The following is a 13751-nucleotide window of genomic DNA, read 5'->3' as shown; positions in this document are numbered from 1 at the left end:
TGTTTTTTACTCCACATATCTATAGGTGTCTCTTCCCTTGGCCCTAATATTTCAATTTTATTTACACCTTCAAAATTTAACTTTTCTGGATTAAGATTTTCAGGCTTTATTATACTCTTTTCATCTAATGAAACAACTCCTGGCATATTTCCTGTATGCAAAAAGGCTCCTACTATTTCTTCTTGGTTATTAAATAGTATATTAGCAACAATTAATCTACTTCTTTCCTGTAACGACTCTTCCTTTAACCTGTACTTATAAACGTCAACCTCTTCATTTTTGTACTTATTCAAATCTAAACCAATTTTATTTGAAGCATTACAGAATAATTCAAATGACAATCCATCTTCTAGAATTATTTTTTCTCTATCTAACTTTTCTTCAATATTAAGATTATATTTATTAATAAACGAACGTGCCTTATCATCTAAATCTTCTTTTTGTTCTTTGAAAGCAAACAAAATAACCGTCCCATTGTTTGTCAATTTAATAACTTCATCGTCAAACTCCACTTTCATTTTAGCAGTTTTATCACTATTTTCCTTTTCTTCGTCAAAATATTTCTCAGGCAGTTCTAAAGATATAATGCCTTCTTCCTCAATCATTACTTCAGTAGTATAATCATATATAACTGGAACTCCACTTCCATATATCTTAAAAGTACAATATCTAATGTTATCCTCCTCATAAAAATAAAGTCCAGATCCAGCCCAGTTATCAAAATTACTCCACTCTTTATCCACAATTAAACTCCAGGTGGATAGATCCTTTTTTTCATCAATTGACTCTGTTTCTGAATTTGCATCTAAGTCCTCTATATATCCCATAACACTCTCATCATGTTTTTCATCTATTTCATCGACTATTTCTTTTCCTGCTGATTCAAGAGGATTTGTCACAAGAAATACTGATAGTACCATTATCAATAATGCTGCTACAGCAACAATCCAATCTGATAAACCCTTCATTTGCATTCCCCCATTTTTTTATCAATTAATCCAAACATAATTCGCTTACCTTTATTGAATTATACCAATTTTAATAATACTCTTAAATGCTTACTAATACAATTTTTCTTCCACACTATTTCCAAAACAAAATATACTCATATTTTTAATGAAAGTTCTAATGCAATTAAGAAGCTTTTAATCTGGTGATTTTTCTCCTCTTCATTTCCAAGAATCCTTCTATCCCATTCTGGAGCATCAAGCAAATCACCACTTATTAAAAAATTATATAATTCTATACCTCTAAAATCACAAACAGCTTGAACACCTGCACATTCCATTTCAACTGCTATACATCCTTCTGCTTTTCTTTTCTCCATATTTGCTCTAGTCTCGCGATAGATCCCATCTGTTGTCCAAGTTTTTCCCATAACATAAGGTAATCCCAATTCATCAAAGGTCTTGGCAACAAAATCAGCATTTTTAATTTTTATATAGTCGTTTGCTTGGGCATAATGATATGAAAAACCCTCGTCACGATATGCCGCTGTAGGAACGATAAGTTTTCCTGCTGTTATTTCTTTATTTAATGTACCGCAAGACCCAAACATAATATACTTTGTTGCACCTGTTAAGCAGCGAGCTTCTTCAATAAATGTTCCTGCACCTGTAGAAGTTACCATTGACATGTAAAATGCTATTTCTTTTTCTTTATATTTAAATTTATAAATAGGAAAATTACCATTAGCAGAACTAATTGTAGCAATTTGAGTACATTTAAATTTATTCAAGATATTATCGACAACAACATTAGAGAATGTAACTATACAAATATCACATATTTTATTTCTATAGCCATAACAAGATTCTGGATTTATTATGGCATCAGTCTTAATATCAAAAGTTTCATTTATCATATTGACCTCCAAAATTTAATATTAATTAATCCTTTTATCTTTATTTGTGAACTAAATTGTTTATGCGATAGCTGTTGTTTGTTTTAATTTAAAGTAAATTGTATAACATTCAATTATGTTACTATTTGCGATTTTTCCTTAATTTTAAGTTAGCCTCTCACCTAAATTATTATGTATTATTTTTATTTATATAAATTTCAAATGAACGAAAGATCAAATATATCAACTCACAAAATAGTTTCCAGCAAATCACCAAAACTAAAGATACTATAATTGAAAAAAAAGCTGAAAGTATTAGTCCGGGTTCAATTATAACATTTGATGGTGTAAAAGAACTCAACATCATTGAAATAATATTGTTTGCAATAAAAATACCTATTATTGCTTCAATAATAATAAAAATTACTCCAATTCCGTATATAAGCTTAAATATCTCTTTAACTGTTATTGCACCAAAATCCATTGTAAAAACTTTTTTTAACAATAATACAACCTCCTCAAAAATCATTTTTGAAATCATTAGGCATGTGATAAAACAGAAATCATTAATCTTTTATTATCAAATAAATTGTTCCAACAAAATCTTTCCAATATATTCAACTGAGCTGGCAATAAAATCCGCACCTGCTTTCTCAAGTTCATTTCTACTACCGTATCCAAATAAAACACCAATTGAAGTAATGCCCACATCTTTTGCACCTATAATATCATACTCTCTGTCTCCAATCATTATTGCTTTTGACAAGTCTATAATATTGCAACTTTCAACTGCATACTTGATAACTTCACATTTTTTCACTCTGGTTCCATCAAGATTACTGCCCGCAATATAGGTGAAAAATTTAGCAATGTCAAAGTGTTCCAATATTTGTCTCGCAAATACTTCTGGTTTAGATGTTGCAACTATAAGTATCCTGTTATTATCTTTTAATGTTTTAAGTAAGTCTTCAAATCCATGATAAACTAAATTTTCAAATATACCCTTGTCCCTATAATACTCACGATAGTATTCAACTGCTGTCTTTGCTTCCTCTTTTGAAAACCCATAATATTTTTCAAAAGACTCCAATAAAGGAGGTCCAATAAATTTATATAGTTCTTTTCTGTCACTTACGTTGATACCATATTTTTCAAGGGCATACATAATAGAATTGGTTATCCCCTCTGCAGGATCTGTAAGTGTTCCATCTAGGTCAAACAATATGTATTTATATTTCATAAACAAATTCTCCTATTTATATTACTTTGCCTTAAAAATTAATGCACGCAATTTTATATAATGTAACTTGCTCCATATGCCAAAACCCTTTTAAGTTGCAGGTTTGCTTATTTAGTAATTTTTAATTAAGTCAAATAAACTCAGGAATTACTCCATCTAGGTAAGAAAAGTTAAAGTTTTCTCTAAGTATCTCCATATAAAACTCATCATACCTCTTTCAATTTAAAATATAACGCTTTCTACGTTTAGCCAACCTCTAAAACCCACTTTTTCGTAGCACTTGATTGCTAATTTGTTAAATTCAAATACCTTCCCTATGCTAATGCTGACATACTATTTGCTGCAGCAACTAAAAATGATACTATAGAAAATACAAAAAGTCTGTTTTTTTTCTTTTTAACAAATGTTTTAGAAATAAGCATAATAATAAATCCAAACACGAATGGATTCAAAAAAGTCCCAATATTATATCCAGCTTTATATGCTTCAGTGCCATTTATATCAGTAGAACTAAAAAATGCAGTTACAAACGATAATATGCTTGTAGCAAAAATAATAATTAATGGTTTAGCATTTGAATCTTTTGACTTTTTAGAGTCTAAATTTTTATTTTGGTTTTCAAAATCCATTATTCATTCCCCTTTATCAATATTTCAATAAGTTATTAAAAACGAACACCCTTTAGTTCACTTCAACTTCAACTTCATGGTTAGCTGCTTGCATGGTCCTTTATAATGTCCAGACCCCTTAATATTTTCTGTATATATTGCCTGTTGTGGACAATTGTTAAAACATGCCCAGCAGCTTCTGCACTTAGATTGATCAAAAGTAATCTTTTTCTTAAAACTAACAGCATCATAGGGACATACCTTTTCACACTCACCACATCTGATGCAAAGCTTTGTATCTACAAATTTTTTCCCCATATTATCCTTTATCTTTGTTCTTGGATATTTGCATAGTACAACCCCAAGCATGTCTGGTCTAATTTTAATTTCATCCACCTTTCCATCCCTTGAAAGTTTTTCAATGTATTCATTTAGTTTATTTATAAAACAATTAAACTTCCAAAATTCCTTAAAGGTTGGCGAAGTAGAACTTTTCTTTTCTCGTGCTCTCTTTGGTGGATAACTTGTAGGAACACGCAATGAATGGGCAGAAATCACTTTGAATCCCTTTTCTTTTAATTTAGAATACATTTCTCTTTTTGTATTGCCGCTTAAATATGAATATGTATTAAAAATAAATGCATTTTTATTTTTTTGTGAATTTAAAGAATTTAAAAACTTTTCACAAATTTCCGGCATTCCCCACCAATGTGTAAAAGTAGCAAAGCCTATAATTTGATACTCATCTAAATTGATGTAGCCGCCTTCTGAAATATTGTAAAAATCAAAGTGAGCATTGCTTATATTTTTATCAAGATATTTACATGCAAGCTCTGTATTCCCCGTATTTGAACAATAACAAATTAGTCCTCTCATAATAAATCCCCACTTTTTTATATTATTTCTTACCATACTAATATTTTTAAGCCAATTTTTTAATACCTATTGACTAAATTTTTTTAAAGATATTTCATCTTTTAGTATAATTTTTTTTTGCCAATATAACAAGTTATAATAAAAAATAAATGTAAACAATTTTATCCTATTGACAAAACACAGTAACTTAGTGTTAAAATAGATATAAACAATAATATTTTTAACTGGAAGGAAAAATATGCGTAAACTCCCTATTTTGATGACTCAAGAAGAACATTGGCAATACATGAAGGAAAAAGGCAAATTTATGCTATTTTTTATAAAGCCTTTTTATGTATCTCTTGCTGTGGTTGTCGGTGTAATAGTTATTAATTTTTTATTTGATTTAGCAGCATACGGATATGACACTACAATAGCTAATTTAACCGGCAAATTGCCTAGGATGCTTTTATTATGGATTGTTATATTTTTAATCTGGGCAATGGCAAATGTTACTTTTTGGGTGTACTATTCAATTAAATTAAAAAAATAGCTTTTAATTTAATGCTTTTTCAATTATTTTTATGTATTTTAAAACATTTTTATCGCCTTCTGGAAAACCATAATACCAAGGCTCTATTTTTTCATGCTGTTCTACAAAATACTTTGACTTTATTATTATTTCCGGTCTGTACTCAAAATGAAGTATGTCAAAATGAGACCATTTCCCTCCCCATATAAAATTGTGATCTTCAAAAATTTTAACAACATCTCTTGGATAGCTGTCAAGTCTTTGCTGGCCTTGCTCCGGTGTTGCCCATTTCCAATAATCTCTGCTGTCACTTTTTAAATCCACTGCGATTCCAAATGCATGGGGACTTAGTAAATTAGTACCTGCAATAAAACGATAGTTAAACGTCCCGTTAACAGGAAATACATATTGATAAATCTCAGGCTTACACTTAGCCAGTGCACTAATTTCTTCAAAAGCTTTTTGTAAAGATTTTGAGGCGTTGTTATTGCTGTTAAATCCAAAACCACTTCCACCTAAAAATACATTTTCAAGATTTGAACTCACTTTACTCTGTGAGTCTCCATATACCTCCTTAAATAAGCTGTATACTCTGATGCGACCTGGGTCTGTATTTTTTTCCATTATGTCTTCAGTATCCCACAATGGATATAATTCCTCTAACATATCCTGAAGATCTGCATTATAAATTTTTTCATCAAAGCTTTTCTCCTTTTCATCATCATATATTATCTCATTTCCTGACTTCATTACAATATAAACTTTCCCATTTTCACTTTTTTTAACACCTGTTATATGTTCAGGATAGGCCATCATTAAGCTTAAAATATCTCTTTTCATTGTTCTCTCGTATGCACTGGATCTAGCACTTAAAATATTTGCATCACTCTCTTTTATAACCTTCAAACTAAATATTGCAGAAATAAAAAGAGATACTAAAGTTATGCTAGTTATACAAAACAAAACTTTTGTCCTAAATTTAGATAAATTTATAACCATATATAAAAACCTTCTTTTATAATGATACTATTTATTCATATTCTTAAGTTTAATGATAAAATGCATAAACTATGGGAAAAATAAATAAAAAGTTTTCTTAAAAAGGAGGTTATCTCAATAAAATCTAGGTATGATAGCGGTTTAAAACTTATTTTAAAATATGTAAATAGGGTGTTTCCAAAAGTTAAAAAAAATCTTGATGGATATAAAAACCATTTAAGTAAATTCAATGATAATGAGCTAAAAAAACAGGCTCTCTCTAGTATACATACAAAAAGCTTTCACTGTATAGGCGGTAGTATCTATGCCCTGTATCCAGATGTGGATTTTAATTCTACGCTAAAGTTTATTTGTGCTTTTCAAACAATAAGCGACTATCTTGATAACCTTTGTGATAAAACCAAAACATCAGATGAAAGTGCTTTTCGCCACCTTCACTTATCAATGTACGACGCTATAGAGATATCATCATTTTTAAGCGATTACTATAAGTACTATCCTTTCAAACAAGATAACAATTATCTTCATTATCTTGTCACTGAATGTAAGTCTTCCCTGTCCAAGCTTTATTCATATAAAGAGGCATTGCCATTTATAAAAAAATATGTAGACTGGTATTCTAATTTACAGACTTACAAACACCTTGATACAAATGTTAGAGAAATGTACTTAAAAAACTGGGCTAAAACATATTTAAAGGATTATCCACTAATCAGTCTATGGGAGTTCTCTGCTGCCACAGGCTCAACCTTGGGGATTTTCGCCATGTATGCAGCATCTCATAATCCACTTTTTAAGAATGAGGATTTTTTAGCTATAGACAAGGCATATTTTCCTTGGATTTGCGGACTTCACATTTTATTAGACTATTATATTGACTATATGGAAGATTTAGAAGAAAAACAATTAAACTTCACCTCTTACTACAAAGACTTAAAAATGTGTGAAGATAGAATAATATTTTTTACAAAAGAGTCATTAAAAATGTGCAATACATTAAAATATCCTCTATTTCATAAAACAGTGGTAAAAGGCCTTCTTGCAATGTATCTGTCAGATTCAAAGGCTTTTGAAAAACATAATAAAAAATCCAGTATAAACATTGTAAAACACGGAGGATGTGATACTATTTTTTATCACAAAATATGCAAAACCTTAAGAGTTTTTAAATTATTGTAATTCTCTTTTTTCAATTTGCCCTTATCATAAGTATATCTGAAAGGCTATAAAGCTTTTTAGTATAATCTGATTGTGGGAGAAATGATAAATAACTCTGTGCTTTTTTTATATGCCCTGCTGCAATTTCAAAGCAGGTATTTATAATATTTAAATCCCTTAGTATCATAACTGTTTTTTCTAAATCATTTCTTTTTCTAAGCATATCTTTTGCAACTTCACTGTAATCTTTATTTTTTAATAAAATGATGAATGGAAGCGTTATATTACCTTGCCTTAAGTCTTCAAATTGTGATTTTCCCATTTTATCTACCTTACCGTAAATATCCATTATGTCGTCTATTATTTGAAATGCAAGCCCGATATGCAATCCATATCTGCCCATTGCCTCTTCATACTCTCTCCCAGCACCTGATATGGCTGCACCCATTTTACAGCAGTTCTCAATTAAAACTGCTGTCTTTTTGTAAATTATCTCATAATATGTGTCAACATCAATATCTAAATTATTTTTGTTATTTGCCTGTAAAATCTCACCATGGCACATATTTTGAATGGATTTTACCATTAATCCCATACACTTTGAAACGTTTAATTTAGATAAAACTCCAAAGGCTTTTGAAAAAAGATAGTCTCCACACAAAACTGCAAAGTGATTACCCCAAGAACTTTTGACAGACGGTTTATTGTGCCTTAAATCTGAATTGTCTATAATATCGTCATGGACAAGTGAAGCCATGTGAATCAACTCTGCTGAAGCTGCCCCTTTTACCATATCTTTGTTTACAGGCGAAAAAACAAGACTGCTGTACATAACCAGCAAAGGCCGTATTCTCTTTCCACCGGCATTTAAAATTTCTATACACATTTCACGTATTTTTCCCTTGCTGTCTGAAAGCAGGTTGTATAATTCAAATTCTATTAAATCGATTTCTGGAATAGATTTAGAATTAAACTTTGTTTTTAAATAATCAGTTTTATATCTTTGCTTAATAGTTTCCATTTTTATCTCCTCTAATTTAAATAATAGTGAATTTATCAAAAGATAAAAATAGTTTAACCATCATTTTATTTTTTATTATATCTTTTAAAAACAATAGAAGCATTGTGTCCTCCAAAACCAAAGGAATTTGACAGGACAGAATCTAGTCTTTTTTTTCGACCGCTTTTTTCTACATAGTCAAGGTCGCAATTTGAATCCTTTTCTCTGTAGCCGACAGTCTGGTGAATAAAATCATCCTCTATTGATTTAATGCATACCAAAGCTTCTATAGCACCTGATGCACCAAGGAGGTGTCCAGTCATAGATTTTGTAGAACTTATTGGAATACTATATGCTAAGTCGCCAAAAACCTCTTTTATTGCCCTTGTCTCGTATTTGTCATTTAAAACTGTGGATGTTCCGTGGGCATTTATGTATGAAATATCCCGTGGATTTACAGATGCATTTAAAAGAGCTAAATTCATTGCTCTTGCTGCCCCTTCACCTGAAGGGTCTGGGGCTGTAAGATGATATGCATCAGAAGTAAAGCCATATCCAGAAACCTCCGCATAAATTTTTGCATTTCTTTTTATAGCATGTGAGTACTCCTCTAATATAAGTATTCCTGCCCCCTCACCTATTACAAAGCCATTTCTTTCCCTGTCAAATGGTATGGATGCTCTGTTTTTATCTTTACTTAAAGTAAGTGCATTCATATTTGTGAAACCTGCTACCATAAGAGGGTTTATACATGCTTCACTTCCACCACATATAACTATGTCAGCATCACCATATTGTATATTTCTAAAGCCCTCGCCAATTGCATTTGTTCCAGCTGCACATGCTGTTATAACTGCATTTGATATTCCCTTTGCACCAAATTCCATGGAAATGCTTCCTGTAAGAATATTTGAAAGGGATTTAGGAATTAAAAGAGGTGAAACCATGTTCATCCCACCATTATATAAATTAGAGGTTTCATGGGTTATGGTGTTAATTCCTCCTACCCCGTTTCCCATTACAACACCTAATCTGTTTTTGTCAATATCAATGCCTAAAAGTCCTGCATTGTCAAATGCTTCTCTTGCAGCAATTATCCCAATTTGACAAAAACGATCCATTCTTAAAATTTGCTTTTTCTTAAAATGATCTTCTAGATTAAGTTCTTTTACCTCTGCCGAAAGCTTAGCTTTTGAATTTTTTATGTCAAATAGAGAAATACAGTCAATTCCACATCTTCCTTCTTTTGCATTACTCCAAAAGTCTTTTACATTGTTTCCTATAGGAGTCACTGCACCAAGACCTGTTACCACAACTCTTTTTTTCATTTAATCTGTCCTTCCACACATTTTACAATGTCCTCTACAGTTTTAAATTTTAAAATTTCTGATTCTTCAATATCTATTTTGTATTTATTGTCCAGTGCCAAAACTATTTGGGATATATCAAGTGAGTCTGCATCCAATTCGTCATAAAGATGGCTGTCTAATTGAACTTCTTCTTCAGATAATCCCATAACATCTATCATTATTTTTTTAACTTCCTCAAATACCATTTTTAAAAACCTCCAACTTCTTTAACTTATATATATTTAGAAATCTCAAAATTAAAGTTTTACAATATTTTAAAATTTAATATCATCTGCTCATCTAAACTATATTATCTTTAAACAAATTTATATTGTCAACCTGTTTTAAGAATTTAGTTGACAATCTTTTTTGATTGTTATATTTTATTAATGTAGTACTTGTAATTTAGGTGGAGGATGTTTTGGAACATATAAAAGAATTTTTATCTTATTTAAAAAATAAAGACATGTACAGAGGGCGGTTTAGAGACCTTCAGTCCTCACAAGGGGCAAAGGTTTTTATAGAAGGCAAAGAGATAATTTTATTGGGCTCAAACAACTATTTAGCACTTTGTGATGACCATGCAATAAAAAAAGCCTGTATAAAATCAATAGAAAAGTATGGTGTAGGTTCTGGAGGTTCTAGGCTTACAACAGGTTCATATGTTTTAAACAGTGAACTTGAAGAAAAAATTAAAAATTTTAAAAATACACAGGCAAGCCTTGTATTTAACACAGGTTACATGGCTAATTTAGGAATTATACAGGCTCTTTGCAACAAAGACTGGGTAGTATTTTGCGACAAATATAATCATGCAAGCATTTTAGACGGCTGCCTTTTAAGTGGAGCCAAATTATTGAGATACAAACATTGTGACATGGATGATTTGCATTATAAAATAAAAAACTTTAAGGGAAAATATAATTTAATTGTCACAGACGGAGTTTTTAGCATGGATGGAAATGCTGCCCCTTTAGATAAAATTGTAGAGATTTCAAAAAAACACAACATAATCACAATGGTTGACGATGCTCATGGTTTTGGGGTTCTAGGTAAAGATGGCTCTGGTACTGCTTCTTATTTTGGTATTAACGATGAAGTTGACATTCACATGGGAACACTAAGTAAGGCTGTAGGCTCACTAGGAGGCTATGCAGCTTCAAAGAAATACTTTATTGAGTATTTTAAAAACCTCTCTAGAAGCTTTATTTTTTCAACAGCACTGCCACCTTCATCGTTAGCAGCATCTATTAAGGCACTAGATATTATAAAAAATGAGCCTGAAAGACGACAAACGCTTTTAAAACTTTCAAGCTGGCTTAGAGATGAGCTTAAATCCTCAGGATTTAAAGTTACAAACACAATTACTCCAATAATACCGGTAATTATAGGAGATGCAAAAAAGACACTGAATCTTTCTCAATATCTTTTAAAAGATGGAATATATATTCCGGCAATAAGGCCTCCAACAGTACCTAAAGGTAGCAGCAGGCTTAGAATATCAATTACAGCAGCTCATACAAAAAGTGACTTAAAATATGTTATAGAAAGCCTTAAAAATAACGGAAGGAAACTGGGATTGATATAAGATGAAAAGACGTATGGTTGTATTGACAGGATGGTCAGTAGGTAAATTTCCCTGGAAAACCTTACTTAGCCTTTTAAATAAGCATTTTGAGATTATTTTTGTAGACTGGGAGAATGTTTTTTCAGTTGATGGTTTTAAGAAAAAGGTTTTTTCTCTTTTGAGTGAAAAAAAACTAGAAAAGTTTTCTCTTATGGGATGGTCTTTAGGTTCTATAACTGCAATGGATATAGCAGCCCACTTCCCTGAAAAAATTGAAAATCTGATTTTAATAAGTGGGACTTTGAGATTTGTAAAGGATGAAAAAAAACTTTACAGCACTCTATGGACAAAAGAAACTATAGATAAAATGATTTATATGTTAAAGATAGACAAAGATAAAATTTTAAATAAATTTTATAAAAATCTTTTTTCCAAAAGTGAAAAAAGTGCTGGACATTATAAAAGGTTTATTAGTGAAGTCCAATGTACTAAAGCTGATTACAGTGTAAATTCCTTGTTAAACGGCCTTGAGTACCTTAAAGTTATGGATTTAAGAAATATATCACCTGATATTTCTCCATTGCTTATACATGGCTGTGAGGACGTTATTTGCCCATATGAATCAGGTGAATATATAAATAAAAAGTTTAAAAACTCAAATTTAGTAAAATTACAAGGTTGTGGACATATACCCTTTTATACTGACCCTGATACGTGTTATGAAATAATAGAAAAACATATTGAGGTAGAAAGTTTATGATTGATAAGGAAAAATTAAAAAGAAGATTTGGCAGAAATGCAAAGCAATATGATAGATATGCAGGTGTACAGAAAAAAATGGGCGATATTTTAGTTGAAAAAATAAAGTCTACAAAAATAGAATACAAAAATATACTTGAAATAGGATGTGGAACAGGATATGTTACAAGAGCTCTTTCTAGACATTTTAAAAACTCTGATATAACTGCAGTTGATATTGCTCCGGGCATGATAGACCATGCTAAATCTACAATTTCAAATTATAGAGTAAATTTTATTTGTAGCGACATTGAAGAAATACATTTATCTGAAAGTTTTGACCTTATTGTTTCAAATGCTGCATTTCAGTGGTTTAACAGATTAAAAGACACTTTGAAAAAACTTACAGGTCTTCTATCCCCTGAAGGCTTTATGTGCTTTTCTACCTTTGGTGAAAACACCTTTACTGAACTTAAAAAATGTTACAAAGAGGTAAATTTACTTTTTGATATAAAAGATCCGATCTATCCAGGTCAGTCCTTTTTATCAATTGACGATTACAAAAAAATATGCAGTAGTATATTAGACGATAACTACACTTTTTCTTTAAAAGAAGTTTATGAATATGAGTATTTTGACTGTTGTAGAGATTTTCTCTATTCAATTAAAAAGATAGGTGCAAATAACAGTCAAAAAAAGCCCAATATAATTCAGCCTGACTTTATTGACAGGGTAATTGATATATATGACAGGGATTTTAGAAAAAATGACAGAGTAGTGGCAACTTACCACAATTTATTTGGTTTTATTACAAAATGCTGAAACTAGGAGTACTTATATATGCCAGAGTAAACATGTATTTGGAGGTAATTTAATATGAAAGAATTTATTTTAAACTTAAAACAAAAAATTCTAAATGGTGAAAGTATTACTTTTGATGAGGCTGTAACGCTTCTGAAAGTAGATGAAGAAGATACAAATATTCTATTTGAATCTTCTAATGAGATACGCCAAAAATTAGCTGGTAAAAAGGCTAATCTTTGCACAATACTAAATGCTAGGTCAGGAAAATGCTCTGAAAACTGCAAATACTGTGCCCAATCTACCCACTATAACACAGAAGTTTTAGAGTATGATCTTTTAGATTATGAAGAGATTTTAGAAAAGGCTTTAGAAGTTCAAAAAAATGGTGCACACAGATTCTCTCTTGTTACCAGCGGAAAAGGAATTGATAGAGATAAAGACATTGAAAAACTTTCTAAAATATACCAAAGGCTTTCAGAGGACACTAATTTAAAACTCTGTGCTTCTCATGGCATTATAACTTATCAGCAGGCAAAAAAGCTTAAAGATGCTGGTGTTAGTATGTATCACCACAATATAGAGACAAGTAGCAGCCACTACAAAAATATTTGCACAAGTCATACCTATGAGGACAGGATAAAAACAATAGAAAATGTCAAAAAAGCAGGAATGGAAGTCTGCTGCGGAGGCATAATTGGAATGAATGAAAGTTTAGAGGACAGAATAAGGATGGCATTTGAAATAAAAAGCCTTAATATTAAATCAATACCTGTAAATGTTTTAAATCCAATTAAGGGAACTCCCTTTGAAGATTTAAAAGTATTGTCGCCTATGGAAATTTTAAAAACCATGGCTGTTTACAGGTTTATTTTGCCAGACTCATACATTAGGTATGCAGGTGGTAGAATGGCTTTAAAAGACAAGCAGGCCTTAGGTTTTAAGGCAGGTATAAATGCAGCTTTGACTGGTAATTACCTCACGACGACAGGAAGTAATGTTGACCAAGATAAAGATATGATAATTGAGGCTGGATTTAGCCTGTGAGAAGGAGTTTGCAA

16 protein-coding genes are annotated in these 13751 nt (G+C 30.9%); 6 read left to right on the top strand and 10 right to left on the bottom strand.

What is annotated here, in order from left to right:
* The 6 genes from RBH29_RS02640 to RBH29_RS02615 form a co-directional block, all read right to left on the bottom strand.
* The coding region (locus RBH29_RS02640) for a DUF4830 domain-containing protein (RefSeq protein WP_306694927.1) at positions 1-968 on the bottom strand (968 nt) is incomplete at its 3' end.
* Between the two features lie 137 nt (positions 969-1105).
* Positions 1106-1864 carry a nucleoside phosphorylase gene (locus RBH29_RS02635; RefSeq protein WP_306694925.1) on the bottom strand — a complete coding sequence of 253 codons (759 nt, stop codon included), beginning with the start codon at positions 1862-1864 and terminating at the stop codon, positions 1106-1108.
* Positions 1865-2033: 169 nt separating this feature from the next.
* The gene (locus RBH29_RS02630) at positions 2034-2348 is read right to left on the bottom strand and encodes a hypothetical protein (protein WP_306694924.1); all 315 of its coding nucleotides are present in this window, start codon (positions 2346-2348) and stop codon (positions 2034-2036) included.
* 75 nt (positions 2349-2423) lie between these two features.
* Complete coding sequence (locus RBH29_RS02625) at positions 2424-3083, bottom strand: HAD family hydrolase (protein WP_306694922.1); 660 nt, start codon at positions 3081-3083, stop codon at positions 2424-2426.
* Between the two features lie 314 nt (positions 3084-3397).
* Positions 3398-3712 carry a hypothetical protein gene (locus RBH29_RS02620; protein ID WP_306694921.1) on the bottom strand — a complete coding sequence of 105 codons (315 nt, stop codon included), beginning with the start codon at positions 3710-3712 and terminating at the stop codon, positions 3398-3400.
* Positions 3713-3769: 57 nt separating this feature from the next.
* Complete coding sequence (locus RBH29_RS02615; protein ID WP_306694920.1) at positions 3770-4567, bottom strand: EFR1 family ferrodoxin; 798 nt, start codon at positions 4565-4567, stop codon at positions 3770-3772.
* A gap of 238 nt (positions 4568-4805) precedes the next feature.
* Here RBH29_RS02615 and RBH29_RS02610 point away from each other — a divergent pair, with 238 nt between their 5' ends.
* Positions 4806-5099, top strand: coding sequence for a hypothetical protein (locus RBH29_RS02610; protein ID WP_306694918.1), 294 nt, complete (start codon positions 4806-4808; stop codon positions 5097-5099).
* A 3-nt stretch (positions 5100-5102) separates the two neighbouring features.
* Here the strand turns inward: RBH29_RS02610 and RBH29_RS02605 are convergent, their stop codons facing one another.
* Positions 5103-5918 carry a M15 family metallopeptidase gene (locus RBH29_RS02605; RefSeq protein ID WP_373463285.1) on the bottom strand — a complete coding sequence of 272 codons (816 nt, stop codon included), beginning with the start codon at positions 5916-5918 and terminating at the stop codon, positions 5103-5105.
* A gap of 330 nt (positions 5919-6248) precedes the next feature.
* Here RBH29_RS02605 and RBH29_RS02600 point away from each other — a divergent pair, with 330 nt between their 5' ends.
* Complete coding sequence (locus tag RBH29_RS02600; protein ID WP_306694914.1) at positions 6249-7256, top strand: tetraprenyl-beta-curcumene synthase family protein; 1008 nt, start codon at positions 6249-6251, stop codon at positions 7254-7256.
* Between the two features lie 10 nt (positions 7257-7266).
* On the opposite strand, the gene RBH29_RS02595 is transcribed toward RBH29_RS02600, so the two are convergent.
* From RBH29_RS02595 to RBH29_RS02585, 3 genes are all read right to left on the bottom strand, one after another.
* Positions 7267-8256 carry a polyprenyl synthetase family protein gene (locus tag RBH29_RS02595; RefSeq protein WP_306694913.1) on the bottom strand — a complete coding sequence of 330 codons (990 nt, stop codon included), beginning with the start codon at positions 8254-8256 and terminating at the stop codon, positions 7267-7269.
* A gap of 65 nt (positions 8257-8321) precedes the next feature.
* Positions 8322-9563 carry a beta-ketoacyl-ACP synthase II gene (fabF, locus tag RBH29_RS02590; protein ID WP_306694912.1) on the bottom strand — a complete coding sequence of 414 codons (1242 nt, stop codon included), beginning with the start codon at positions 9561-9563 and terminating at the stop codon, positions 8322-8324.
* Complete coding sequence (locus RBH29_RS02585) at positions 9560-9790, bottom strand: acyl carrier protein (RefSeq protein WP_306694911.1); 231 nt, start codon at positions 9788-9790, stop codon at positions 9560-9562. The genes fabF and RBH29_RS02585 overlap by 4 nt, the downstream gene beginning before the upstream one ends.
* A gap of 215 nt (positions 9791-10005) precedes the next feature.
* Between RBH29_RS02585 and bioF the strand changes: the two genes are divergently transcribed.
* From bioF to bioB, 4 genes are read left to right on the top strand one after another with little or no spacing between them, the layout of a single operon-like run.
* Positions 10006-11172 carry an 8-amino-7-oxononanoate synthase gene (bioF, locus tag RBH29_RS02580; RefSeq protein WP_306694910.1) on the top strand — a complete coding sequence of 389 codons (1167 nt, stop codon included), beginning with the start codon at positions 10006-10008 and terminating at the stop codon, positions 11170-11172.
* 1 nt (position 11173) lies between these two features.
* A complete protein-coding gene (locus RBH29_RS02575) occupies positions 11174-11911 on the top strand; it encodes an alpha/beta fold hydrolase (protein WP_306694909.1) in 738 nt (245 codons plus the stop codon).
* The gene (gene bioC / locus RBH29_RS02570) at positions 11908-12711 is read left to right on the top strand and encodes a malonyl-ACP O-methyltransferase BioC (RefSeq protein ID WP_306694908.1); all 804 of its coding nucleotides are present in this window, start codon (positions 11908-11910) and stop codon (positions 12709-12711) included. Before RBH29_RS02575 ends, bioC begins: the two co-directional genes overlap by 4 nt.
* A 54-nt stretch (positions 12712-12765) precedes the next feature.
* Positions 12766-13737, top strand: a complete 972-nt coding sequence (gene bioB / locus RBH29_RS02565; protein ID WP_306694906.1) for a biotin synthase BioB — start codon at positions 12766-12768, stop codon at positions 13735-13737.
* The last annotated feature ends 14 nt before the right edge of the window (positions 13738-13751 follow it).

The organism is Herbivorax alkaliphila (genome assembly GCF_030848475.1).
GTDB lineage: Bacteria > Bacillota > Clostridia > Acetivibrionales > Acetivibrionaceae > Herbivorax.
This window is presented reverse-complemented; position numbering and strand designations above follow the sequence as displayed.

Coding starts and splice junctions, on each gene's coding strand:
- RBH29_RS02625 (WP_306694922.1), bottom strand. CDS start 3,083: ATGAAATATAAATACATATTGTTTGACCTAGATGGAACACTTACAGAT.
- RBH29_RS02575 (WP_306694909.1), top strand. CDS start 11,174: ATGAAAAGACGTATGGTTGTATTGACAGGATGGTCAGTAGGTAAATTT.
- RBH29_RS02615 (WP_306694920.1), bottom strand. CDS start 4,567: ATGAGAGGACTAATTTGTTATTGTTCAAATACGGGGAATACAGAGCTT.
- bioC (WP_306694908.1), top strand. CDS start 11,908: ATGATTGATAAGGAAAAATTAAAAAGAAGATTTGGCAGAAATGCAAAG.
- RBH29_RS02605 (WP_373463285.1), bottom strand. CDS start 5,918: ATGAAAAGAGATATTTTAAGCTTAATGATGGCCTATCCTGAACATATA.
- RBH29_RS02635 (WP_306694925.1), bottom strand. CDS start 1,864: ATGATAAATGAAACTTTTGATATTAAGACTGATGCCATAATAAATCCA.
- RBH29_RS02585 (WP_306694911.1), bottom strand. CDS start 9,790: ATGGTATTTGAGGAAGTTAAAAAAATAATGATAGATGTTATGGGATTA.
- RBH29_RS02610 (WP_306694918.1), top strand. CDS start 4,806: ATGCGTAAACTCCCTATTTTGATGACTCAAGAAGAACATTGGCAATAC.
- RBH29_RS02595 (WP_306694913.1), bottom strand. CDS start 8,256: ATGGAAACTATTAAGCAAAGATATAAAACTGATTATTTAAAAACAAAG.
- fabF (WP_306694912.1), bottom strand. CDS start 9,563: ATGAAAAAAAGAGTTGTGGTAACAGGTCTTGGTGCAGTGACTCCTATA.
- bioB (WP_306694906.1), top strand. CDS start 12,766: ATGAAAGAATTTATTTTAAACTTAAAACAAAAAATTCTAAATGGTGAA.
- RBH29_RS02620 (WP_306694921.1), bottom strand. CDS start 3,712: ATGGATTTTGAAAACCAAAATAAAAATTTAGACTCTAAAAAGTCAAAA.